Origin of the sequence: Flavobacterium branchiicola, assembly GCF_018383905.1 — a bacterium.
GTDB lineage: Bacteria > Bacteroidota > Bacteroidia > Flavobacteriales > Flavobacteriaceae > Flavobacterium > Flavobacterium branchiicola.
The window spans coordinates 153,660-178,275 of the sequence record NZ_JAGYWA010000007.1; the positions used below are offsets into that span (position 1 = coordinate 153,660).

21 protein-coding genes are annotated in these 24,616 nt (G+C 33.6%); 4 read left to right on the plus strand and 17 right to left on the minus strand.

Annotated elements, in window-relative coordinates; translation table 11 throughout:
* Window positions 1-132: 132 nt before the first annotated feature.
* Window positions 133-1,326 (plus strand): ADP-forming succinate--CoA ligase subunit beta, encoded by a 1,194-nt coding sequence (gene sucC / locus KHA98_RS17975; RefSeq protein WP_213259276.1) that lies wholly within the window; start codon window positions 133-135, stop codon window positions 1,324-1,326.
* A 509-nt stretch (window positions 1,327-1,835) separates the two neighbouring features.
* Here the strand turns inward: sucC and KHA98_RS17980 are convergent.
* Both KHA98_RS17980 and KHA98_RS17985 read right to left on the minus strand, forming a co-directional pair.
* Window positions 1,836-2,633, minus strand: a complete 798-nt coding sequence (locus KHA98_RS17980) for a DUF5694 domain-containing protein (protein WP_213259277.1) — start codon at window positions 2,631-2,633, stop codon at window positions 1,836-1,838.
* 81 nt (window positions 2,634-2,714) lie between these two features.
* On the minus strand, window positions 2,715-3,515 hold the full coding sequence (locus KHA98_RS17985; protein WP_213259278.1) for a DUF5694 domain-containing protein: 801 nt from the start codon (window positions 3,513-3,515) through the stop codon (window positions 2,715-2,717).
* A 220-nt stretch (window positions 3,516-3,735) separates the two neighbouring features.
* Here KHA98_RS17985 and KHA98_RS17990 point away from each other — a divergent pair, with 220 nt between their 5' ends.
* The gene (locus KHA98_RS17990) at window positions 3,736-4,776 is read left to right on the plus strand and encodes a sensor histidine kinase (RefSeq protein ID WP_213259279.1); all 1,041 of its coding nucleotides are present in this window, start codon (window positions 3,736-3,738) and stop codon (window positions 4,774-4,776) included.
* A 3-nt stretch (window positions 4,777-4,779) separates the two neighbouring features.
* Window positions 4,780-5,487 carry a LytR/AlgR family response regulator transcription factor gene (locus KHA98_RS17995; RefSeq protein WP_213259280.1) on the plus strand — a complete coding sequence of 236 codons (708 nt, stop codon included), beginning with the start codon at window positions 4,780-4,782 and terminating at the stop codon, window positions 5,485-5,487.
* An 89-nt stretch (window positions 5,488-5,576) separates the two neighbouring features.
* On the opposite strand, the gene KHA98_RS18000 is transcribed toward KHA98_RS17995, so the two are convergent.
* The 4 genes from KHA98_RS18000 to KHA98_RS18015 all read right to left on the minus strand — a co-directional run bounded on the left by KHA98_RS18000 (window position 5,577) and on the right by KHA98_RS18015 (window position 9,101).
* A complete protein-coding gene (locus KHA98_RS18000; RefSeq protein ID WP_213259281.1) occupies window positions 5,577-6,041 on the minus strand; it encodes a DUF1456 family protein in 465 nt (154 codons plus the stop codon).
* A 194-nt stretch (window positions 6,042-6,235) separates the two neighbouring features.
* Complete coding sequence (locus tag KHA98_RS18005) at window positions 6,236-7,264, minus strand: aminotransferase class I/II-fold pyridoxal phosphate-dependent enzyme (protein ID WP_213259282.1); 1,029 nt, start codon at window positions 7,262-7,264, stop codon at window positions 6,236-6,238.
* Window position 7,265: 1 nt separating this feature from the next.
* Window positions 7,266-8,276, minus strand: a complete 1,011-nt coding sequence (locus tag KHA98_RS18010; RefSeq protein ID WP_213259283.1) for a dipeptide epimerase — start codon at window positions 8,274-8,276, stop codon at window positions 7,266-7,268.
* Window positions 8,277-8,300: 24 nt separating this feature from the next.
* Window positions 8,301-9,101: an alpha/beta hydrolase gene (locus KHA98_RS18015; protein WP_213259520.1), complete on the minus strand. Its 801-nt coding sequence runs from the start codon at window positions 9,099-9,101 to the stop codon at window positions 8,301-8,303.
* Between the two features lie 56 nt (window positions 9,102-9,157).
* Here KHA98_RS18015 and KHA98_RS18020 point away from each other — a divergent pair, with 56 nt between their 5' ends.
* Entirely contained in the window at window positions 9,158-9,559 is a 402-nt protein-coding gene (locus KHA98_RS18020; RefSeq protein ID WP_213259284.1) for a TerB family tellurite resistance protein, read from the plus strand.
* Between the two features lie 26 nt (window positions 9,560-9,585).
* Here KHA98_RS18020 and KHA98_RS18025 read toward each other — a convergent pair whose 3' ends face one another.
* From KHA98_RS18025 to KHA98_RS18075, 11 genes are all read right to left on the minus strand, one after another.
* Window positions 9,586-11,769 (minus strand): prolyl oligopeptidase family serine peptidase, encoded by a 2,184-nt coding sequence (locus KHA98_RS18025; protein ID WP_213259285.1) that lies wholly within the window; start codon window positions 11,767-11,769, stop codon window positions 9,586-9,588.
* A 104-nt stretch (window positions 11,770-11,873) separates the two neighbouring features.
* Window positions 11,874-13,865 (minus strand): excinuclease ABC subunit UvrB, encoded by a 1,992-nt coding sequence (uvrB, locus tag KHA98_RS18030; protein WP_213259286.1) that lies wholly within the window; start codon window positions 13,863-13,865, stop codon window positions 11,874-11,876.
* A 47-nt stretch (window positions 13,866-13,912) separates the two neighbouring features.
* On the minus strand, window positions 13,913-14,857 hold the full coding sequence (locus KHA98_RS18035; RefSeq protein WP_213259287.1) for an alpha/beta fold hydrolase: 945 nt from the start codon (window positions 14,855-14,857) through the stop codon (window positions 13,913-13,915).
* Between the two features lie 295 nt (window positions 14,858-15,152).
* Window positions 15,153-15,383: a uroporphyrinogen decarboxylase gene (locus tag KHA98_RS18040; RefSeq protein ID WP_213259288.1), complete on the minus strand. Its 231-nt coding sequence runs from the start codon at window positions 15,381-15,383 to the stop codon at window positions 15,153-15,155.
* An 80-nt stretch (window positions 15,384-15,463) separates the two neighbouring features.
* Entirely contained in the window at window positions 15,464-16,414 is a 951-nt protein-coding gene (gene rlmF, locus KHA98_RS18045; protein WP_213259289.1) for a 23S rRNA (adenine(1618)-N(6))-methyltransferase RlmF, read from the minus strand.
* Between the two features lie 143 nt (window positions 16,415-16,557).
* Window positions 16,558-17,220 (minus strand): thiamine diphosphokinase, encoded by a 663-nt coding sequence (locus KHA98_RS18050; RefSeq protein ID WP_213259290.1) that lies wholly within the window; start codon window positions 17,218-17,220, stop codon window positions 16,558-16,560.
* An 82-nt stretch (window positions 17,221-17,302) separates the two neighbouring features.
* Window positions 17,303-17,749, minus strand: a complete 447-nt coding sequence (locus KHA98_RS18055) for a DinB family protein (protein ID WP_213259521.1) — start codon at window positions 17,747-17,749, stop codon at window positions 17,303-17,305.
* Between the two features lies 1 nt (window position 17,750).
* Complete coding sequence (locus KHA98_RS18060; protein ID WP_213259291.1) at window positions 17,751-18,233, minus strand: GyrI-like domain-containing protein; 483 nt, start codon at window positions 18,231-18,233, stop codon at window positions 17,751-17,753.
* Window positions 18,234-18,243: 10 nt separating this feature from the next.
* Entirely contained in the window at window positions 18,244-19,065 is an 822-nt protein-coding gene (locus tag KHA98_RS18065) for a DUF4249 domain-containing protein (RefSeq protein WP_213259292.1), read from the minus strand.
* Window positions 19,066-19,101: 36 nt separating this feature from the next.
* On the minus strand, window positions 19,102-21,483 hold the full coding sequence (locus tag KHA98_RS18070; RefSeq protein WP_213259293.1) for a TonB-dependent receptor: 2,382 nt from the start codon (window positions 21,481-21,483) through the stop codon (window positions 19,102-19,104).
* Between the two features lie 133 nt (window positions 21,484-21,616).
* The gene (locus tag KHA98_RS18075; protein WP_213259294.1) at window positions 21,617-23,836 is read right to left on the minus strand and encodes an NADP-dependent isocitrate dehydrogenase; all 2,220 of its coding nucleotides are present in this window, start codon (window positions 23,834-23,836) and stop codon (window positions 21,617-21,619) included.
* Window positions 23,837-24,616 lie beyond the last annotated feature (780 nt).

The following is a 24,616-nucleotide window of genomic DNA, read 5'->3' on the forward strand; positions in this document are numbered from 1 at the left end:
AAAATGAATTCTTCGTTAATATTAATTTGACTCATTTTTAATTGGAAAAAGATTTTACTATTAAGTTGAATTTTGCTACTTTTGTCGCACTTTTATTCTGAACTAAATTCAGAACCAGACAAATTCTATATTATGAACATACACGAATATCAAGGAAAAGAAATTTTAGCAAGTTACGGAGTACGCATTCAACGCGGAATTGTAGCTAATAATGCGGTTGAAGCTGTAGCTGCTGCAAAACAATTAACTGCCGAAACTGGTACAGGATGGCATGTAATAAAAGCACAGATTCACGCAGGTGGTCGTGGAAAAGGTGGTGGAGTTAAGTTGGCTAAGAACTTACAACAAGTTGAAGAGCTGGCAGAACAAATCATCGGAATGCAATTGATTACTCCTCAAACTTCTGCTGAGGGTAAAAAAGTAAACAAAGTTTTAGTAGCTGAGGATGTTTATTATCCAGGTGAAAGCGAAACTTCTGAGTTTTATGTTTCTGTTTTATTGAATAGAGGTACAGGACGCAACATGATTATGTATTCTACTGAAGGTGGAATGGATATTGAAGAAGTTGCTGAGCACACTCCACACTTAATCTTTACTGAAGAAATTGATCCTAATGTTGGATTACAAGGTTTCCAGGCTAGAAGAATTGCTTTCAATTTAGGCCTTTCTGGAAATGCTTTCAAAGAAATGGTGAAATTCATCGATTCATTATACAACGCATATGTTGGTTCTGATGCTTCTATGTTTGAAATCAACCCGGTTTTGAAAACTTCAGACAACAAAATTATGGCTGTTGATGCAAAAGTAAATATCGATGATAACGCTTTATACAGACAACCTAAATATGCTGAAATGAGAGATATCCGTGAGGAGAATCCAATCGAAGTTGAAGCTAAAGAAGTTGGTCTGAACTATGTTGATCTTGACGGTACTGTAGGATGTATGGTAAACGGTGCAGGTCTTGCAATGGCAACTATGGATTTAATTAAATATGCTGGTTTTGAGCCTGCTAACTTCCTTGACGTTGGTGGAACTGCTGATGCTAAACGTGTTGAAACAGCTTTTAGAATTATCTTAAAAGATCCAAACGTAAAAGCTATTTTAATTAACATCTTCGGAGGAATCGTTCGTTGTGACCGTGTTGCTCAAGGTGTTGTTGATGCTTACAAAAACATGGGTGATGCTATCAATGTGCCAATTATCGTTCGTTTGCAAGGAACAAATGCTGAAATTGCAAAAGAATTAATTGACAACTCTGGTATGCCAATTTTATCAGCTACTCAATTCCAAGAGGCTGCTGACCAAGTTAAAGCTGCTCTTTCTTAATTAAAATAAGAAATCAATTTATATATAAAAACCATTCCGAAAGGAATGGTTTTTTTGTTTTATAAAGCAGTAGAGACACACTGCAGTGCGTCTACGCAAAGTTAATCGGTGTGGTTACATGACGTGAGATGCACTGCAGTGCATCTCTACAGTGAAAAATTTTAAAAAAAGTTGGTATATATTTTCTCTCGCAGATTGAGCAGATTTTTAAAGATAAAGCATAAAAATAATCTGCTCAATCTGCAAAATCTGCGAGAGATAAAATCTTAGAATAAAGTCAAAAATATAGCCACAGATTAAAATGATTAACACAGATTTTAAAAATCCTTTTAATCCTTCTATCCCGATAGCTATCGGGAGTGGCTAAAAAAATTGTGAACTTTGAGGTCTTTTTTTTTTAGCCGCAAAGTTCACAAAGCTTTATCTACACAGCTTTGCGAACTTTGTACTTATATCCACAATCCTAGGCAAAAAAAACCTTGCGTGCTTTGCGGTAAAATAACTAGAGGCTACTTCAAGACAGTTGATAGTTCCACTATTTCAAATGTCGGATCGTGTTCTATAAACTCTCGTATCAGTGCAGCGTGACCAGCACCGACTAGAACCATTATTTTATTATCTGTGCTTTCAGTTAATTTCTGAATTAAAGAATACATATATAAGTTTCTTTTGTACCAATTTGAAACTAAAGACGGTCCTGTGAAATCATCTGGATTTCCAGCTCTGTTTGCTATTTCTAAATACCATTGAATATTTCTACTTTCAGTTTGTTTTTTATTGTAGTGTAGCATCAATTCTTGTAATGAGCTTTTTGTTATCCTTTCATTATGCTCTTTTTCATTCCTTTTTTTCGATTCATCATTTCTTTTTAATAAATCCTTTTGGTTTGCTTTTTCCATTGACATCATTAAACTGTCATATGGAAAAGAAGTGTAAAGATTCATTCCGTATAATTTTTTATGATTTAGTTTTTTAGCCGTGCGAAGTGCCAGTTGTGTTATTTCGTTTTTGTTAGTTTTAAAAAGACTGTCGGCGTTTTTATTATAAAACTTATCTAAATCGGCTTGTTCGTTAAATTCCCATTCTACAAATATTTTATCGGGACCAAATATTTTAATTTTGTCACTCATTACTTCGAGTTCCTTTTGGCTCTTCTCAGACATGATATTGAAACTATTTAGTTGAGCAACATCAAGACCTGGATTGGCGTAATGAAAAGTACCAACCAATAGAATCTGCTTTTTCTTAGTTTGAGCAGTTACCATGTTAAATGTAATAAGGGTTAAGAGTAAAATGATTTTTTGCATGATTTTTTATTTTTTATGGATATAATGTATATGGTTCTTTTATGTCAAAAAACGCTTGTGTGCTTTGCGGTTAAAATGCTACTATTTCAAAACAGTTGATAATTCTACAATTTCGAATGCTGGATCATGCGCTAAAAAGTCTCTAATAATTGAAGCATGTCCGCCACCAACTAAAACCATGATTTTATTATCGGTGCTTTCCGTTAATTTCTGAATTATAGAGTACATATATAAATTTCTTTTGTACCAATTTGAAACCAGAGAAGCTCCTGTAAAATCGTCTGCATTTCCAACTCTATTGGCTACTTCCAAATACCATTGAATATTTTTATCAAGAGTTTCTTTTTCATTATTGTAAAGCATAAGATTGATTAGAGAATTTTTACTGATTTGTTCATTATCATCTTTCTGGAATCCTTTTGTGGTCTCAGTATTTCTTTTCATTAAGTCCTTCTGATTCGCTTTTTCCATTGACATCATTAAACTGTCATAAGGAAAACGGGTACGATAATCAATTCCATACATTTTTTTATGATTCAGTTTTTTAGCTGTACGTAATGCTAACTGAGTAATTTCATTCGGATCTTTTTTAAGTAAACTGTCGGTATTTTTATTGTAGAATTTATCTAACTCAGCTTGTTTGCTAAATTTCCACTCTACAAATATTTTATCTGGACCAAATTTTTTGATTTTGTCACTCATTATTTCCAGTTCTTTTTGGCTTTTTTCAGACATTACATTAAATGTATTTATTTTAGCAATATCAGTTCCTGGATTAGCGTAATGAAAAGTTCCAATTAATAAAATTTGTTTTTTCTTAGCTTGTTGAGCAAAAGTGATGTTAAATGTAATAAAGGCTAATAGTAAAATGATTTTTTGCATGATTGTTTGTTTTTAAATTCATGGCAAATGTATTCCGTCTTTTGGCCTCTATTTTTTGTTTTTGATGAACATAGAATTTCATTTTATAAACACATGAAATTTGGAGTGTAATAATTACGTGTAACGTTTTTGATAGTTCATCCCTAAAAAAGCATGTTTTAAATAAATGTCATTTTCTATTAAAGGCTTAATTGTATTTTTGAGCTAATTATCAAAAACTATGAAATCAAGAATCCCTTTTTATTATCACATTGTCTTTTTCTTTTTGTTGTTTCTAACGTACATTTTCTGGGATATTGGACTTAATGATGAAAAAATAGAAACTGTAATCAAAGCAATATCTTATGGAATTACGCCAACTCATATGTTAGCCATATTTTGTATTTACATTCTCAACTTTTACTACTTCTGTGAATGGTTTTTAAACAAGAAGAAATTAGTTTTTTATATTCTGACAATTCCGGTTTCGTTATTGCTTTTTGCGGCTGTTCGTTACTTTTTGCAAGAAATTGTAATGTTTAATATTACCGGAATGCATAACTACTATGAAGAAGCTAGAGAAATAGGGTATTACATAAAAGATAATTTTTTCTTCGGATTGCCGGCTGTCATTTTAAGTGCCTTAACTTTTTTGTTTTGGCAGTTTCATACTGCCCAACATCAAAATCAAGAATTATTATTAGAGAATAAAAAAGCCGAATTTCAAATGTTGAAAGCGCAAGTTAGCCCGCATTTTTTGTTTAATACTTTGAATTCTTTTTACAGTCAATTGATTCTGAAAGAGGATAAAATGGCTGATGATATTTTGGTACTTTCTGATTTACTTCGATATGTAATTACCGAAACAGATAAAGATGAAGCAATACTTTCAAAAGAGATTCAATTTATTCAGAACTATATTCATTTGCAAAAGAAAAGGTTTGAAGATCAGCTCTTTTTAGATTTTACGGTTGATGGAAATTATTCTAATGAAAAGATCATTTCTTCGGCTTTGGTTCATTTTGTTGAAAATGTTTTTAAACATGGAAAGTTTAATAATGAAGAAGAGAAAGCGGTTATTTCAATTCGAATAAAAGACGGTTTTCTAGAAATTTCAACATTCAATTATTTCATCGAAGGAGAAAATTACTCATCAACCGGAATTGGTTTTGATAACTTGACAAAAAGGTTAGAATATACCTATAAAGACCAATTTATTCTTGAAAAAACAGAAGAAAATAATACCTTTAAAACGTACTTAAAAATACCACTAAAGAAATAATTTATGACTTTTAAATGTATAATTGTCGATGACGAACCGCCTGCAACTCGAATTTTAGAAAACTATATTGGAAAAGTAAATTTTCTAGAGAAAGTCGGTATTTTTAATGATTCGCTAAAAGCATTAGAATTCTTAAATAAAGAATCTGTTGATGTTATCTTTCTGGATATTCAAATGCCTCAATTAACAGGTCTGCAGATTTCAAGAATTATTTCAAAAGATATAAAAATTATCTTTACGACGGCTTATCCTGATTTTGCTTTAGAAGGTTTTGAATTAAATGCAGTTGATTATTTGTTAAAGCCAATTGCATTCGAACGATTTTATCAGGCTGTTTCTAAGCTTAATTCTGAGCCTAAAACAGTTATTTCACAGCAGAATACTATTTCTGATTTTCTATTTGTTAAAACGGATGGAAAGAATAAGTTTCAGAAAATCTTCCTGAGTGATATTCTGTATGTAGAAAGTTTGCAAAATTATGTTTGTATACATACTTCAAAGCAACAAGTTATTACGCATTCTTCTTTAAAGAATATAGCAGAATCATTACCTGAAAATGATTTCATCCAGATACACAAATCGCATATTGTCTCTTTACAACATATTGAGTCAACAGATAATTTTTCAGTTTTTGTAAATGGAAAAGAACTCGCAATTGGTGCTACTTTTAAAGATGCTTTTTTTGAAAAAATAGAAGAGAATAAAATATAAAAAAAGATAGCCACAAATTCACGAATTATTTTTTCATAATCTTTGAAAATAAAAATTCGTGAATTTGTGGCTAAAAACCTTTTATTTAATTATTTCTTATTCTTGCCGTTTTTGAAAACTACTTTTTCTACAACAGATGGTTTTCCATTTCCTTTTGGGAATGCTTTCTTTTTAGGTTTTCCAGCTGATGAACCCGACTTTGATGAACTTTGATCACCTCTGTATTTTTCAGAATCTTTTGGTGCAGCTTTAAATTCAGGTCTGTCTTTAGATGTTTCTTTCTTCGGAATTTCAGCTTTATGTTTTGCTAAAACATCATTTGGATTTTTAGGATTTTCTTTCGTTCCTCTCAAATGAATAACCAACCCGTTTAAGAAGTTTCTCAAAATTTGATCACCGCATTCCATATAATTAGGATGATCTTCAGCTCTAAAAAATGCGCCCAATTCTGATTTTGAAATTTTGAAATCTACTAATTCTAAAATTTCAACTATTTGATCGTCACGGAGCATCAAAGCCACGCGAAGTTTTTTAAGTATATCGTTATTTGTCATAATTTTTGTTTCAAGTTTTTTTGTTTCAAGTTTCAGGTTTTTTCAAACTTTACTTGAAGTTAAAACTTCATTACTTATTTTCTACAAAGGTACATTTTAAAAACAATTAGGAAGATTTATTTTTTACCACAAATTCCACAAATTAGATGGTTTTAAATGAAGAAAGAATTTGCGAAAATTTGCGTAGTTTGTGGTTAATCGCTGTAATCATTTAAAACGCCAACCAATTTATCCAAATCTTCTTTGAGATGATTTGCCGTTATCACAATTCTATTTAATGATTCAGAATCTTTGGTGTATTTAAAACTGGCAATAATTATATTTTCTTCTTCTAATTTATGGACCAATTCTTTTGATAATAAATAAATTAAAGGATAGTTTTTATCAAATTTGATGTTATTATTTTTAATTAAAATAGAATCAATGTAACTTAAATTATCCTTGAGTTTTTGATGTTGGATTTTATAAATTTCTGAAGCATCAGAAAGTGTTTGTACAAAAGCAGGATTCATTCCGGCTGCGCTTGTAAAAGTTTCTAGTTCCTGTATTTCTTTAATAAATTCAGAATCTCCGGCAATAACACCGCCTGTTAATCCGAAAGCCTTTCCTAAAGAAGAAACCATAATTTTTCTTTTTATAGGAAATTGAATTGAAGAATAAATTCCACAACCATTTTGTCCTGCAATTCCAAAAGAATGAGATTCGTCAATAACTAATGTAATTTCTTTGGAGTCTGAAATTTGTTTTAAGAATAATAAATCAGTTGGTTTTGTTTGAAATGACGGAACGCCATCTGTCAGGATCGTTATTTTTTCCGGTTTGGAATCTAATAAGCGATCGTTTAGTTTTTCATTTATAAAAATGGGCAAACTATTATCCGTTTTAATAGCAGAATGAGTGTCATTTAAATGGAAAAAACAATCGGTTTCCTTTTTTAGTTTTTCCAAAACTAATTTCCCGGCCAGCATTCCCGAAGAAACCGTAACAGCAGCTTCTGAACCTATATGCGAAGCTAAAAAATGTTCGCCATGAAGATAAGCGCTTAATTTAATATTCGCCGTTCGGGAACTTCCATATGTCGTTCCCCATTTTAGAATGTTCTGAATGACTAAATTCTGAAATTCTTTGTGCGTGGGAAGTCCTAAATAGGCAGTTCCGCCAAAATACAAATATTGTTTTTGGTCAATTTCGATAAGGCGATCTGGAAATTCTTCGACTATCATTTTATAGAAGTGTAACTCCTGTTCCGTTAAGATCAGAATAGCTCACAACGCCATCTTTAATCGTTACGCCGGTTGCAATATCTTCTGCCAGTAACAAAGCGCCATCCATGTCTACATAATCAAGCTGAGGCAATAGATGCGCAATGGCAGATATTCCAACGGTAGATTCAGTCATACAACCAACCATTGTTTTTAGGCCTAATTTTTTTGCCTCTTCGATCATGCGTTTTCCTGGTGTAAGTCCGCCGCATTTTACTAATTTGACATTTACACCATGAAAATGATTGAAACATTTTGCGACATCTTCTTCTATTATACAACTTTCATCTGCAATTATGGGAAGCACAGAATGTTTAAAAACTTCTTTGTGACCTTCCCAATTGTCAGCTTTCATTGGTTGTTCAAGGAACTCAACGCCAAGTTTCTTTAGCTCAATTGCATTATTTATAGTTTCTTCAACGCCCCAGCCACAGTTGGCATCAATTCTAAAAACGGCATTGGTGTGTTTTCTAAGTTCTTTTACAATGGCAATATCTTCTTTGGTTCCTAATTTAATTTTGTAAATAGGCCAGGGAAGTTCCTGCATTTTTTCGACCATTTTTTCGATAGAAGCAATCCCGATTGTATAATCGGTCATCGGATTTTTCTCTGGAGTATAATTCCATAGTTCGAGGAGTTTTTTACCTTTTTTTCGGGCATACAAATCATTGTAAGCTAAATCTAATGCACATAAGGCAAACATATCCTCTTTTAAATAAGGATGTATTTTGGCCCAAAAAGCATCTGGAGTTTCTGTTCCTGACGCTTCAATGATTGTTCGGATTTTTTCTAAATCTGCTATCATCATTGAAACCGTTGTTTTGTAATACGGATTTGAAGTTGCTTCTCCAAAACCCGAAAAACCATCACTTTGCAGCTCTACAATAAGCGAAGGCTGAAAATCAATTGATTCTCTGGAAATTGTAAAAGTGTGCTTAAGTTTTAAATTGTATTCTCTTAAAATTAATTTCATAGCGAGTTCTGTTGTTTTTTGATATTAAAAGCCCAGCCATAAAACAGCTTTTACAAAGCCATCTCTCCATAATTTTTCATTATGTTCGCCGCCTTTTACAATTTTTGTTTTAGTAAGATGAAGGCAATAACAACGGTTTTTCTCCAATAAGCGTTCCATTTTATTTAAATCAGAAACCATATTTTCGTCTTCTTTGTCACCACATAAAAAGTAAAATCGGGTTTTGATTTTTGGTGATTGTTCTGTGAAGGTATAAATGTCATTTGAGAACCAAAAGGAAGGGGAAAAAACACCAGCATTTCCAAAAACATCAGGATATTTCACCGCAGCATAATATGAAACTAAACCACCTAATGAACTCCCCATGATAGTCGTGTTTTTAGCTTTTGGTTTGGTTCTGTAATTTTTATCGATGTATGGTTTTACTGTATTTACAATAAAATCGACGTAATCATCTGCTTTTCCACCGCCGTATTTTTCATTTTTATAAGGCGTTAATTCGTCGATTCGTTTATCATTTCCATGTTCGATTCCAACCACAATTACGGGAGCTTTTAAACTGTCCAGTTTTTCATCTACATTCCACTCGCCAACAAAAGAAGTTTTAGCGTCAAATAAATTTTGCGCATCCTGCATATAAATTACACTGTATCTTTTTTTGATTGATGTGGAATAACCTTCAGGGAGATACAACCATATTTTTTTGGTTGTTTTTAGTTGAGGAGATTCAATAGTAAAAGTGGATACATTTTTTGAAGCCGTACTTTCCTGTGCATTTCCAACAAATGTAAATAATACTAAAATGGCTAAGAAAATCCTCTTCATCATTCGTTTTGTATTTTATATTTAAAAGCAATAATTTAGCTAAAAATAATAAATTGATGAATACAGAAGTCGAAAAAAGAAGTTTACTTTTAGAAATGATTACGTTCGCTACAATTGATGGGCATTTGCACAAACGTGAGTTGGATTTTTTGCGAATTGTAGCTGAAGAATTGAATATCAGTGATGAAGATTTTCAGGATTTATTTCATCAGGAGCATTCTATTCAGGTAATTCGATCCGAATTTCAGCGTATTCAGCAATTTTACAGACTAGCTTTGATTATGCATTGTGATGGTATTTTGCATGTAAGAGAAGCAACTGCAATTCAACAAATCGCACTCGGAATGGGACTGAATCCAAGTGCGGTTAAAAGAGTTTTAGATTTGATGAAAAAAGCACCAAATGCGATTATTGACCCAAAAGTCTTATTGAAAGTTTTTCAGGAACAACACAATTAAACAGTATTATTTTGCGTCCTGCATTATTACGGTTTTAGTTTTTTTGGAGTTTGAAATTTTGGATGTCCGGTATTCGCGTAAGCAAAACTAATCAGATTGCTTGATTTTTCGATTGATTTGGTTGCGCTGTCTCCCATTCCATGACCAGCTTCAAAGTCAGTATAGAAGAGAATCGGTTTATCAGAAGTATTTGCATTTTGAAGTAAAGCGGCAAATTTAGACGGTTCCCAGGCAATGACACGCGGATCATTCATACCAGCTGTGATTAATGTTGCAGGATAAGCTGTTCCTTTTTTAATATGATGATAAGAATCCATCTCCAACAAGGCTTTAAATTCTGTTGGGTCTTTTACAGTTCCAAATTCCGGGACATTTCCGGGACCATTAGGCGAAATTTCAGAACGAATAGTATTGAATGAACCCACTTCTGGAATTGCAGCTGCAAATAAATCAGGTCGTTCTGTAATGGCTCGTCCAATTAATATACCTCCGGCACTTGCACTCCAGATCGCCAGTCTTTTTGGAGAGGTGTATTTTTCTTTAATAAGGTATTCTGCAGTTGCAATAAGGTCTTTCCAGGTATTCGGTTTTGTGGTTTTAAAACCTGCTTTGTGCCAGGATTCTCCCAATTCGCCGCCACCTCTTACATGAGTAATAACATAAATACCTCCATAAGTACAATAAGGCAATGTAAAACTGGTGCTAAAACGTGGTTCCATAGAAATTCCGTACGCACCATATCCCATCATAAGAACTGGGTTGTCTCCATTAAGTTTTGTGTTTTTATTGTAAATAATAGATACAGGAACCAGAGTTCCATCATAGGATGGAATCATGACTTCTTTAGAGACTATATCTTTAAATTCAGGATATTCAATAGCTTTTGTTAAAGGCTGAAAGGTAAATGTATTCGAAGTTGGATTGTATAAATAACGTTTAGTGGGAGAGGTCCAGCCTGAAATGGTTACCCAGATTTCACTTTTATCTTCACTAATATTTAAAAAAGAAGCCGAACCAGCCTGAAATGGTAATTGTAATTCAACCGGATCTTTTTTTCCTTTGGCCAGATAGTACACTTTGGCTGCTACACCATTTTCTGTAAGGGAGTAATACAATCCATCTTTGGTAATCTTAAAGTCAGTAATATTTCCATTTTTTGGTTCATCTATAACCGTTTCGGCATTTTTAATGTCAGGATTTGAAATTGGAACTTTAATAATCTTATAGTTGGAAGCATTTTTATAAGTGAGATAATAAATATATTCTTTATCAATATTAAAGTTTGTTACTTCGTCTGATTTATCGACCAAAGTTTTCCATTTTACAGGACTAAAATTTGTTGGTAAATCGGTTGTATATAGTTTAATTCTATTATCGACGGTGACAACTAATCCGTAGTTTTTATTTGAATTTTTGTCATAATAATTTAGAGGAAATTCTTCTGCTCCAATTTTAAGTTCCGGATTGGTAGTATCCGAAAAATATTCAATGTCTTTGTTGGGATCTTCGCCTAATTTATGATAATAAACTTTAGAATGTAACAGTCTGTTTGGATCAGTAACATCGGCAGAATTTAATCTTCCGTAGGTAAAAGAATTTCCGTCAGGCATCCAGGACGGACTACTAAACCAACATTTATCGTATACTTCGGGATATATTTTTCCGTCAATATTTACAATAAGTAATTCAGCACTTTCAGAACCGCTTGGTGCTATTTCCAGAGCAACTTTGTCTCCTTTTTCATTTGGGGTTATAGAACTTATATTGTAATTTAGTTTAGCCGATTTTTTGTAGTTGGCGGGATCAAAAAGTAATTTCTCAGCTCCTTTATATCCAACTCTATAATACAATTTGCCATTTTCTTCGTTTGCATTTCGTTTCAGATAAAAGTACTTATCGTTCTCGGTAATCCCAAGTTTAGTAATAGTACTTTCTTTTCTGGCATCCAGTTCTTTGAGTTTTTTTACCAGATTTTGGCGTTCAGGAACTTCATTGAGTTTTGCTTTTGCATAATCAGCATTTGATTTCATCCAGCTAACTACGTTTGGGTCATTTAGATTTTCAAGATACCGATAAGGATCTTCTACTTTTTGACCAAAATATTCATCTGTAACAATTTTTTCTGTAGCGGGCTGTGGTTTAATTTGCCCAAAATCATACGCTATTGCACTCAGAAGAGCGACAATAGTCAAAGTAAATCTAGTGTTCATAATTTATCTAGTTTGAAGTAAGACTGATTACTAGTAGATTATGGACGTGTAAATTTATAAATTTATTTTAAACAATTGATAGTTAGTTTGTTATATTTTTTCATTTAAGATAATTGCTCTTGAAGCTTTTTGATATCATCACGCAATTTGGCTGCTTGTAAAAAGTCTAATTCTTTGGCTGCTTTTTCCATTGATTTACGTTTCTCGCGAATCATTTTTTCCAATTCAGATTTTGATAAATAAGCCGTTTCAGGTTCGGCAGCAACAGGCAAAGTATGACCCAATTCGTATTCTACCAAAGGGTTTTTTGTAAAGGCACTTTCGATTTTTTTATTTAAAGCCTGAGGTGTAATATTATTCGCTGTGTTGAAATTAATCTGTTTTGTTCTTCGATATTCGGTTTCGTCAATTGTTCGCTGCATACTGGCGGTAATTTTATCAGCATACATAATTGCTTTACCATTTAAGTTTCTTGCTGCACGACCAATGGTTTGCGTTAAAGATCGATGATTTCTTAAGAAACCTTCTTTATCAGCATCTAAAATAGCTACAAGAGAAACCTCTGGTAAATCCAGACCTTCACGAAGTAAGTTTACACCAATAAGAACATCAAAAATACCTTTTCTTAAATCCTGCATGATTTCGATACGTTCCAAAGTATCAACTTCAGAATGGATATAACGACAACGAATATTGACTTTTGTTAAATATTTGGCTAATTCTTCAGCCATTCTTTTGGTCAGAGTCGTTACTAAAACTCTTTCGTCTAATTCGCAACGCACCTGAATTTCCTCAATCAAATCATCAATCTGATTTAAACTTGGGCGAACTTCAATTATTGGATCTAATAATCCCGTTGGACGAATAATTTGTTCCACATAAATTCCGTCTGATTTTTGTAATTCATAATCAGCAGGAGTCGCAGAAACATAAATAACCTGATTTTGTAATGCTTCAAATTCCTCGAACTTCAACGGACGGTTATCCATCGCAGCCGGAAGTCTGAATCCATATTCAACTAAATTTTCTTTACGGCTGCGGTCGCCTCCATACATGGCATGAACCTGCGAAACCGTAACGTGACTTTCATCAACAACCATCAAATAATCGCTTGGGAAGTAGTCTAATAAACAGAAAGGTCTTGTTCCTGCCTCTCTTCCGTCCAGATAACGGGAATAATTTTCAATTCCGGAGCAGTAACCCAATTCACGAATCATTTCTAAGTCGAAATTGGTTCTTTCTTCCAGACGTTTGGCTTCTAAATGTTTGCCTATTTCTTTAAAATAATCAACTTGTTTCACCAAATCCTGCTGAATTTCCCAGATTGCTCCTTGTAAAACTTCAGGTGAAGTCACAAACATATTGGCAGGATAAATAGTTAGTCTTTTGAATTTTTCTATTACTTGTGAGGTTGTAGCGTCAAAGGATTCTATTTCTTCAATTTCGTCTCCAAAAAAGTGAATTCTGTAGGCGTCATCAGCGTAACTTGGATATACTTCGACTGTATCGCCTTTGATTCTAAAAGTTCCCGGATTAAAATCTGCTTCTGTTCTGGCGTACAAACTTTGAACCAGACTGTGTAATAATTTGGTTCGTGAAATAACCTGATCACGATGTATTTCGATTACATTTTTTTGAAATTCAACCGGATTTCCAATACCGTATAAACAAGAAACCGATGCTACGACCAAAACGTCACGTCTGCCTGAAAGCAGGGAAGAAGTGGTGCTTAAACGCATCTTTTCAAGCTCTTCATTGATAGATAAATCTTTCTCGATAAACACACCCGTTACAGGCATAAAAGCTTCAGGCTGATAATAGTCGTAATAAGAAACAAAATATTCAACTGCATTATTTGGAAAGAATTGTTTGAATTCTGAATACAATTGCGCTGCCAACGTTTTATTGTGTGCCAAAACGATCGTAGGGCGTTGTACTTCCTGAATTACATTTGCTACGGTAAACGTTTTACCGGATCCTGTAACTCCTAATAAAGTTTGATATTTTTCGCCATCAACAACACCTTGTGCTAATTTTTGTATGGCTTGTGGCTGATCTCCTTTTGGACTATATTCTGAGGCTACTTGAAAATTCATTTTTTACTGATGAAAAATTAGTTTTGTAAAGATACAAAGTTTGAAGGCTATTCGAGAAAATTAATCATGGCATCGTTTGTAAATTTTGACTGATCAATACTTAAAAAATGGCCAGCATCTGTTACGGTAATGGTTTTACAGTTTGGAACATATTTTTTTGCGCGCTCTAAACTTTCATCGGAATTAATGACATCGTGATCACCAATTAAAACTAAAACAGAGCTGGAAATCGATCGTAATTCATCGTCTGAAAAGGGTGTCATTTTAAGCATACTCGAATTTGATTTTGCGTATTTATTAGCCAGATAAAATTGTTTTTTATAAACGGGGCTTATCTTTTCGGGATGTGTAGAGAAGGTCTCTAATGTTTTCTCAAATTTTTTCTCACTTGGGAAAAGTTTGAGTATTAATGCTTTAGTTGTTTTTCTTACTTTGTCAATAAATTTAAAGGTTTGTGCAGGACTCAATAAAACCATTTTATCAATAGAATTTGTTTTTTGAGTAGCTAATAAAGTCGCAATCCAACCTCCGCGGGAAGCTGCTACAATATCAAATTGCTTTAATTTATAATGTGTAAAGATTTCATTGTACCATATTACAATTTCTTCTTTTGAAAGTGGTTTAGCGGTTAAGTTCGATTTTCCGGGTTCCATTAAAAAATCAATGGCATAAATGCGATGATTTTTGGCTAGAACTTTGATGTTTGGGTACCACATAGTAGAACTGGCATCCATTCCGTGAAGTAAAACCAAATCTTTGCCATTTTTTGGACCGGCAATTATAACATGAGCAGTTCCAAAACTTGTTTTTACATTTTCTTCGGTATAGGGAATATCCCAAAGTTTCAAAGCTTTGTTGTATGCTGCTGTATAATCTTGTTTGTCATTTTTGGTTTCAAAAACGTAATCTTCAAATTTTGCTTTTTTAGAAGAAGCGCAACTTGCAAATAAAAGAATAAGGAATAATCTAACGAATATTTTTGATGTACGCATAAAATTCAATTTACTATAAAGGTACAATAAACTGATTCTGATAAGTTTCAGAATTTTTTCTCAAAATATCATAATTGTAATCTTTAACCCGTTGGCGTGAAATTAATTTCACGCCATTTTACTCAACATATTAGATAAAATCTGCGTATATCTGCTTTAATCTTTTTGAATCTGCGTGAAAAAATCTATACGCAAAAAGTATTTCACGCAGATCTAAGAAGATTTCAGCAGATTTAATTAAATCTTATTTAGGGAATCAAATCACTTTATTTAATTTCATCCAACGGGTTAATTTTTAATCTTTTTTTACTGTTAAATGATAAATCTGTACAAAAGCTAAAATTGCATTAGGAATAATTACCGGTAAAAGCCATTGATTAATATCTCTGAAGTCTTTCAGGAAGATGCCGTAAATCACAAAACAAATACAGCCAAACATATTAATAAAACGAATTGTTCTGAGATCCTTCAGTAAAAATCCTCCAACAATAAAAACGGATGCGAGATAACCAATATACTCTGCCATAGTCTTGATATTAAAATATTTAGACTAAATATAGCAAAAGCAAATTATAAAATCAAGATTTGGTGTTGTAAATCAGTGATTTAAATAAACCATTTCTTTTGTTCCGCTTCACTCAAAAATGTCCAGGCAACAATACGGCTGTTTTTTTGCCCTTGTGCCATATCGATTGTTTTAACAGAAACGGCATTGACTTTTTTCAGCGTTTTATAGATGGAAGAAAGATTTTCTCTTTTTGAAACTAAAGTCGTAAACCATAAACATTGCGAAGTATATTTGGCGCTTTCGTAAATCATTTGAGTTACAAAACCAATTTCTCCACCGTTGCACCACAGTTCAGCATTTTGCCCTCCGAAGTTTAAAACGGGATTTGTATTTCTTTTTTCCTTTGGATTTAAATTGGAAACTTTTCTCGAGGTGCTTTTATTTGCCTCTTCTGCCGATGCATGAAAAGGAGGATTACACATCGTAAAAGTGAAACGATCTTCGGGAATAATGATATTTTTGAAAATAAATCGAGGTTCAGTTTGTTGTTGTAAACTGATGGCATCGATTAATTTTGGATTTGCTTCGATGATTTTACTGCAATTTTCAATAGCTTTTTTCTCAATATCGGTCGCAACAAAACTCCAGTTGTAAATAGAATTTCCTAATATCGGATAGATTAAATTTGACCCCGTTCCGATATCTAATCCTAAAACAGCATTTCCTTCCGGAATTTGTCCGTTATTGGTTTCGGCTAATAAATCGGCGATGTAATGTATATAATCGGCACGGCCTGGAATGGGCGGGCAAAGATAATTTTTAGGAATATCCCAGTTTTGAATATCGTAATAAGTCTGTAGCAAAGCTTTGTTCAGCGTTTTTACAGCAAGCGGATTACTGAAATCAATGGTTTCAATTTGATGTTTGTTTACGGAAACATAGACTTTTAGTTCAGGGCAATTTGAAATCAGTTTTTCAAAATCGTAGCGCGCGCGATGAAGATTTCTTGGGTGTAGAATGCTTTTTTCAGAATTGTTGTTTGTTTCCATTTTCATTAATTTCCCTGCAAAGATAGGTATTCCTTTTGGTAATTCATCTTATGAAAACGATTGCCCTAGCCCTGATCGCAGCGGTATCCTTTTTCCTTCTTCTTTAAAAGGGAAAAGATATAGCGAAGAGCAGGAATAGCTCCTTAATCAAAACACTCCATTATAAGCAAATCACCTTCCTGATGTGTTATGGTTACAAGTCCGTCTTTTTCAACAGAATTACTGCTTCCGGTTCTATAACCCATTGTCAGTGTGTCGTTTTGTAATTCGTATTTTAAATTATGGGAAGTTATGCCGTTTACAACGCCAATTGGAATAAGCGAAATTGGTGTTTTTGCGGTGTACCACTTTTCAAATTTTCGTGGCAACAGGAATATTTTTGAATGATCATCGAGTATTACAATTTTTAAGGAATCGCGATGACGAACAATATTGGTAAGGTTGGTGATGGTGTGGTCGGCTCGTTTTCCGGTTGCCCAGACTACATTTACGGCAGGGATTTTTCTTTCGACAAGATAGTCGCATGCTTTTTCGAGATCGGTTTTTTCCTGATCTTCGGTATGTACAATTTCGATAGGATATTGTGAGGTTCTGTAAATTTCGGGATCGAAACCACGATCGAAATCTCCTAAAAGTACATCGACTTTTATGCCTAATTCAATAACTCTTTCAATGGCTGAATCTAAAACGATAACAAGCGGAGACCATTCAAGTAATTGTCCTAATAATTCGGGATCACAGGCAGCGCCATTTGCAATTATTAAAGCGGGTTCCTGATCGTCGCGAACTATATGGTGTGATGACATGTGCGTTGTATTGAATGTGGAGCAAAGGTACGGCTACAATTTTAGATTTCTAAATTTAGATTTTAGATTTTTTACCAGTTAATTAGAAATCAAGTAATCTTCTGTGGTAATTTATCTGACCTAAATGATAGGCTAAATGTGTAGAAAGATGTGTTAAGAAGAAACCCGTTGTCATTTCTTTTTCGAAAACGATTTGTGGATAAATGGCTTTTAAATCTTCTTCGGTTAAAGTATCGAGTACATTATTTATCATTAGAATTGTGCTTTCAATTTTTGAAATTAATTCTGATTTCGGAATGTCTTTTAATGAAAATTCTAAAGGCCGATCTCTCACATAACCTGTTTTTCCAAGTTCGGTGCCGATATAAGTGTTGAGGTTTCCAATTAAATGAAGACAAAGATTCCCTGCCGAATTGGATATGCTTTTATCAATAATCCAAAGAGAACTTTCGGTTTGATACGATTCAATTTCCAGCTTCAGTTTGCTTAAATCTCTGTTGTAAAGTGATTTTAGTGTTTCGATCATGATATTAGTTTTTACTTTTTATCGGAATCCAGATTTCTTCTTCAGAAGTTGGATCGTCTTTTTTGTATCTTTCATCCATTACCGCAAAATGAGGTCTGTCGTCTACCGTATAATCAGAATTAGGCAGCCATTGCGTAAAAATATTATGGTAGGTTGTGTGTGCTTCTGTTTGCGATCCTTTATGAAGAAATACGGCATATATTCCCGTTGGGATTGTTAACGTTTCCATTTCCTGTGGTACATCGTCAAAATTTTTAACTTCGATCGCAGCCCATTTTTGAAAGTTTTCACTTGGGTCAAAGTTCTCAAAATGATTGGGAGAAAATACTTCTAATGAATATAAGATGTTGTCTACAGAATTTTCGATTTCCTTACGTCTGGGCATAAAATTGCTCCATAACTGAAAGGTTTTATTTTCCATAAATGACATTATTATGTATTTACCGATTAATTTTTTCTCGGTTAATATTTTGATATGCGCTTCCATTTTAGCAAGTTTATTGAATTGTATATTTTTTTGTGTCGATTTCACTAAGTGAAAAATAACCTAACGGATAATTTTCTTTATTAGTTACATTAACAATGTTTCCTTTTACGGTTGCAGGAGGAGACTGAAAAGGTCCTCCAACATTGTTTCCGGCAATACTAACTAAGATATTCATATAATTATAGTATTGTTTTGAGATTCCGAAATGTGTTATTTCGATTTCATTTCCAACTATTAAATCTTCATCATCTGAAAGACTGAAAAATTCATTCCCGTTAAAAAACTTATCCTCATCTACATAAAATGTTGATTTGATTTTATTGGAGTAGATGTATTTGTATAAATAAAAATTATCTGCATCGCCGGGATCATTGTAAAAGGCTTTTATTTCAATGTCTTTTCCTGTAAAGCCGCCTTCATTATTTTGCTCTATTCGCGAAATTGGAGCTACCGATTTTAAAGTTTCGGTTGCGATGTACCTATTTCCTCGGCTAATTACGGTTAATGTATATTCCTCATCGATAACGGGTTCGAAATTAGTGCAGACGTATACGCCGGTTTTTTTAACTTCTATAAAATTAAAGTGTTCATCACGACTGTTTTTTATAGAGATGGTGGCACCGGAAACAGTTGGAATTACGTTTTCAAAATAACCGGTTGTTGTAGTTAGTTTTATAGTCTGGTCATTTCCTGTTGTACCTTTTTTCCAATTGATAGCGGCTTCGATTACTAATTTTGGAGGTGCAGTATCTAAATCAACATTAACCACTTCCTCACAACTTGTGAAGAAAAGCGATATAAAAAATACGATTATTAGGATTGCTTTTTTCATGGTATATTTTTTATTTTCCTTTTACAGAATGAATTTTTAAAATTTAAAATTATAACTCACCGCAGGTACAATTCCGAAAATGGAGGTTTGAACTGCTTCATTAACACCTGTATCAGAATTTTGTCTGAAGTTGATTGATGCTGCATTCTGGCGGTTGTATAAGTTGTAAATACTAAAAACCCATTCGCCTTTCCAGTTTCTGTCTTTGTTTTTTCGAGGAGTTAAGGTTGCCGAAACATCTAAGTGATGATAAGCAGGAAGCCTGTTCTCGTTTCGTAATCCGTAACTAGGAACTGTAATTCCGAGATAAACATATTGCCCGTTTGGATACGTAACCGGCTGTCCCGACTGTAAAGCAAAGTTAGCACCAAAAGACCATTTTTCGTTTAAATTATAGGCCGATGTGATGGCTAAATTATGTCGCTTGTCATAAGCAGAACTGTACCATTGTCCGTTATTAATCCCTGTTTCTTCGGGAGTTCTTCCCGGTGTTTGTTGTTCTGATTTTGATAAAGTATACGAAATCCATCCGTTGAATTTACCTTCGTTTTTCTTCAGCATAATTTCTAAACCGTAAGCTCGCATTTGTCCGTTTAAAATGACCTGTTCTATGGCGTCATTGGCAATTAAATTAGCACCGTCTATATAATCCAATCTGTTTTTAATTTCCTTATAATAAGTCTCAACTTCAAGTGAATAAGCTCCGTTTTTTATATTTCTAAAATAACCCAAAGCCACCTGATCTGCAATTTGTGGTTTGATGTAATTGTCACTTGGCATCCAGACATCCAGCGGAGTAGGAGATGAGGTGTTTGAAATTAATTGAAGATATTGCGCCATGCGATTATAACTCGCTTTTATGGACTGATCGTCATTTAACTGATAAGAAACGGCAAGTCTTGGCTCTAGATTATTGTAATCCTGAATGACTTTGTTTTGGCTAAAATATTGAGTAGAAGTGGGAGTTCCCTTTTCATAAATCTGCATGGCGGAGTTAAAAACTACCGGATTATTATTTTCGTAATAGTTTATGGTAGATGCGCCCAAACGGTAAAATAGACTGTAACGTAAACCGTAAGCAATTGTAATTCTTTTAGAAAGCTGATTTTCGGCATCTAAATAAATAGAAGGTTCAAAAGCATATTTTTTATCTAACTGATCGGGATTAATACCGGAATCGTCTGTTGTTGGTTTGATTGTTCCCGGATTAAAATCATAATAGATTCCGTTTAAGCCGTAACTCAATTTGAATTTATCTGAAATATAATGTTTGAAATCGTATTTGATATTGTAGTTTTTAATTCCCGAATCCCAGTTAAAACCAACAAAATCCAAATCAAGTCCGTAATAATAATCGCTGTAGATTAGCGATAAATTAGAAAACAGTTTGTTAGAATATAAATGATTCCAGCGCAGGTTTAAAGTTGAATTTCCGTAAGTATTGCTAAAACTTTTATTTAAGCTGAAAACATCCCGACCAAAATATCCAGATAAATACAAACTGTTGTTGTCGTTTAATTTATAACTGAATTTAGCATTTAAATCATAAAAATAAGCGGAGTTATCTTTGTTTTCTTCTGATAGTTTTAAAAATAAATGTGCGTACGAAGCTCTTCCGCCAATTAAAAATGAACCTTTGTCTTTTACTATCGGACCTTCAGCAAGAAGTCGGCTTGAGATTAAACCGATTCCTCCGTTCATATGAAAATCTTTACTGCTTCCGTCTTTTTGATAAATTTCTAAAACAGAAGAAGCTCTTCCGCCAAATCTTGCGGGGATTCCGCCTTTGTATAATTTTAAGTCTTTAATGGCATCCGGATTAAAAACCGAGAAAAAACCAAAAACGTGAGAGGAATTGAAAATAGTAGCCTCATCTAATAAAATTAAATTTTGATCTGCACCGCCGCCCCTAACATTAAATCCTGAGGCGCCTTCTCCGGCATTGGTAACTCCGGGCAGTAATAAAATAGATTTTAAAACATCGACTTCGCCCATCACAACAGGCATTTTTTTAATAGTTGAAATCGAGAGTTTATTAACGCTCATTTCGGGCGATTTGATGTTGATTTTGCCCTTATTATCTTTAATAACAACTTCTTGAAGTTCTTCGCCGCCTTCAGTTAGCGAAAAGTTATTTTTAGTGTTTTGATTTAAAACAATCGTTTGCTGAATCGTTTGATACCCGATGTAAGTAATCTCGATTTCCTGTTCTCCTTTCGGGATTGTGAGCGAATAGAATCCGTATTCATTTGTTGTAGTTCCTATTTTTAAAGCAGGAACATAAATATTTACACCAATTAAGGTCTCATTATTTTTTGAATCTTTTATGGTACCGCTTAACGTAAATTTTTCCTGAGAAAAGGAAACAAACGTAGTAAATATGATTAGTAGAAGAAAACTTATTTTTTTTGTAATCATTGTTCTGGTTTTGATTTACATAGATAATAATTCTTACTAAATATTAAGGCGTAACTATTGTTAAAGATTAGTTAAGTTCAAAAAAAAGGCAGCTGATAAGGCTGCCTTTAATAGTATAAATATAATGTTATTATTAGATTTTAGCAATAATAGCATTAAATGTTTCGCTAGGACGCATTGCTTTGCTTACTAACTCAGGAGTTGGCTGGTAATATCCGCCCAATGTCTGAGGTTTTCCTTGTGCAGCAATTAATTCAGCATCAATTTTAGCTTCGTTAGCTTCAAATTCAGCAGCGATTGGAGTAAAGATAGCTTTTAATTCTGCATCTTTATTTTGAGCAGCCAAAGCCTGAGCCCAGTAGAATGCTAAATAAAAGTGAGATCCTCTGTTATCAATTTGTCCAACTTTACGAGCCGGAGATTTATCGTTTGCTAAGAATTTATCATTTGCCTGATCTAAAGTCTCAGATAAAACAATCGCTTTAGAATTGTCTAAAGTTTGTCCTAAATGCTCTAAAGAAGCACCAAGTGCTAAAAATTCTCCTAATGAATCCCAACGTAAATATCCTTCTTCTGTAAATTGCTCAACGTGTTTAGGAGCAGAACCTCCGGCACCAGTTTCAAACAATCCACCACCGTTCATTAAAGGAACGATAGAAAGCATTTTAGCAGAAGTTCCTAATTCTAAAATTGGGAATAAATCTGTTAAGTAATCACGTAAAACGTTTCCTGTTACAGAAATAGTGTCTAAACCTTTGATGATTCTGTCTAAAGTAAATTCTGTAGCAGCAACCGGGTTTAAAATACGAATATCTAAGTTTGTAGTATCGTAGTCTTTAAGGTATTTTTGAACTTTTAAGATCAATTCTCTATCGTGTGCTCTGTTTTCGTCTAACCAGAAAACAGCCGGAGTACTAGATAAACGAGCTCTGTTTACAGCCAATTTAACCCAGTCCTGAATTGGAGCGTCTTTTGCCTGACACATTCTGAAAATGTCATTTGCTTCAACGTTTTGTTCCATTAAAACAGTTCCGTTTGCATCTACAACACGTACAACTCCTTCTGCTTGCAGTTGGAAAGTTTTGTCATGAGATCCGTATTCTTCTGCTTTTTGAGCCATTAAACCTACGTTAGGAACACTTCCCATTGTTTTAGGATCAAAAGCACCGTGTTTTTTACAGAAATCAATAGTTGCAGTGTAAATTCCAGCGTAAGAACGATCCGGGATAACTGCAATTGTATCTTGCGCTTTTCCTTCTTTGTTCCACATTTGTCCAGAAGTACGAATCATAGCCGGCATAGAAGCATCTACAATTACATCAGATGGAACGTGTAAGTTTGTAATTCCTTTATCAGAATTTACCATTGCAAGAGCTGGTCCGTTTTCGATCGCTTTTGTAATATCAGCTTCAACTTCTGCTTGTTCAGGTCTTCCTGCAATTTTTGCGTAGATGTCACCTAAACCGTTTCTTGTATCAACATTTAATTCTGCGAATAAAGAAGCGTATTTTTTGAAAAGATCAGCAAAATATACTTCAACGATAGCGCCAAAGATAATTGGATCTGAAACTTTCATCATTGTAGCTTTTAAATGCACAGAAAGTAAAACACCTTCTTTTTTTGCATCTGCAATTGCATCAGCAGCAAAAGCTTTTAATTTACTTACACTTAAAACAGAACTGTCGATGATTTCGCCAGCTTTAAGCGGAGTACTTGCTTTAAGAACAGTTGTTGTACCATCTTTAGCAACAAATTCGATTTTTACATCATTAGCATCTGCAACAGTAAGTGATTTTTCGCTTCCGTAGAAATCACCGTTTGGCATTGAAGCTACTTTTGTTTTTGAGTCCGCAGACCAAGCACCCATAGAGTGCGGGTTTGCTTTTGCAAAGTTTTTAACTGCTCTTGGCGCTCTACGATCAGAGTTTCCTTCACGTAAAACCGGATTAACAGCAGAACCTAAAACTTTAGCGTATTTTGCCTTAATTTCCTTTTCAGCATCGTTTTGAGGATCTTCAGGATAATTAGGGATATTGTATCCGTGAGATTGTAATTCAGCAATAGCTGCTTTTAATTGTGGTACAGATGCAGAAACGTTTGGTAATTTGATGATGTTAGCTTCTGGTTTAGTTGCTAACTGACCCAATTCTGCCAAAGCATCTACCGTTTTTTGAGCATCTGTTAAAGACTCAGGAAAATTAGATAAAATTCTTCCTGCCAACGAAATGTCTCTAGTTTCAATAGCAATACCAGCAGTAGCTGTAAATGCCTGTACAATTGGTAACAAAGAATAAGTCGCTAATAAAGGCGCCTCATCAGTTAAGGTGTAAAAAATTTTTGAATTCTGTGTCATTTTTTTTTTTTTTTTTATAATCGTATCGTTAGGAAATAACGATTGGTATGATATTGTCGGCTCAAAATGAGCGGAGCAAATATAATAAAAACAGTCCGAAATCGGTGTAGTTTTAATCAGAAAAACAGGAATTATGAGATTGTTATTTCGGACTCTTTAAATTGTCAAATCGATGATTTAGATATTAAAAAATTACAGTTTTGATGAATCAGAGTTAAAAGTCGAAGATTCCGAAAAAGTAAAACGCCAGAAGTTGCAGAAATACATTTTGGCTTTACTGCTTTTTGTCTGAAAAGTTGTATTTTTGACTAAAATGCAATAGACATATAACAAATGTAAGATACATTGTTTAATATGTTTTTTTGTTCCACCGGAACATCTCATCGGTAGTAGTAGTAAATACAGCATTTTTTTTTACGTTCCGTAGGAACGTTTGATTTTATAAATAATGACATCAAAAACACATATAGATTAGGTACAAAATTTGTCAAACGTCCCTACAGGACGATATTTTTCGCAATCTATTTTTTTTTCTACCAATGAGATGTTCCGATGGAACAAATTGTTGTTTACGACTCAATCTTGTTATTTTGACCGAAGGGAGAAATGACATAAATGCTTAAAACATTACATAGAGATGATGTCGCAAAATCTCAAAAACCCGACAGGTTTTTAAAACCTGTCGGGTTTGGCGATATTTAATAAATTTTAAAAATTAAGCACAAAAAAAACTCGTTTCAAATTACTTGAAACGAGTCTTTTATAACAGATCGATAAATG